The organism is Paraburkholderia mimosarum LMG 23256 = NBRC 106338, assembly GCF_000739815.1.
In the GTDB taxonomy this organism is placed as follows: domain Bacteria; phylum Pseudomonadota; class Gammaproteobacteria; order Burkholderiales; family Burkholderiaceae; genus Paraburkholderia; species Paraburkholderia mimosarum.
Window position 1 is genome coordinate 1 of sequence record NZ_BBJJ01000364.1, and the last position, 620, is coordinate 620.

Consider the following 620-nt stretch of genomic DNA (forward strand, 5'->3'; position numbering starts at 1 on the left):
AAGTAACGGCGACGGGCCAGCTCGACTTCATAGTTTGCCCGCTCGATCTCCTGACGACGCAACCTGTCGAACTCACCGGATCGCTGCTCCAGTTCCTTCTGTACCGCGAGCGCGACCTGAAGCGTCACGGGTGTAACGGTTTCCACCAGAAGCCTGCCGATTGCCTGGTCGAGTTCAGCACCGTTGATTTGCTGGCATGGTCGCCCTATAGCTTCGTTGATGCTGCGGCTCTGACACACGTAGTCTGGCACGCGGCGCGTGTCGTGGACATGGTAACGGATCGTCATCCGGTCACCGCAACGCCCACATATCGCGAGCCCCTGCAGCAGCGCTGGGCCTTCACGCGGGGCACCTAGGTCGCGCTCACTGCCGTGAGCCTGGGCATTGTCATGCAGGATCCGCACGTACTCTTCGAACTGCTCCCACGTGATGTAGCCTTCGTGCGCGTCCCGAATGAGGGCAGTCCATTCCTCCACAGGCAATGCTTGCCATACCTGCTTGCCGTCGGGAAGTTTGCGCGTACGTGTGCGTCCAAAGCAGAATGCTCCGGTGTAGCGGGGATGGTGAAGGATCCATAGTGCACGTGAGTGATCGAGCTCGTCCCACTGGACGTCACCTTT

1 protein-coding gene is annotated in these 620 nt (G+C 60.2%); it reads right to left on the reverse strand.

Features of this window, described 5'->3' with window-relative positions; translation table 11 throughout:
* Positions 1 to 620: recombinase zinc beta ribbon domain-containing protein (locus BMI01S_RS37900; RefSeq protein ID WP_042293661.1), on the reverse strand; the 620-nt coding region annotated here is incomplete at both ends.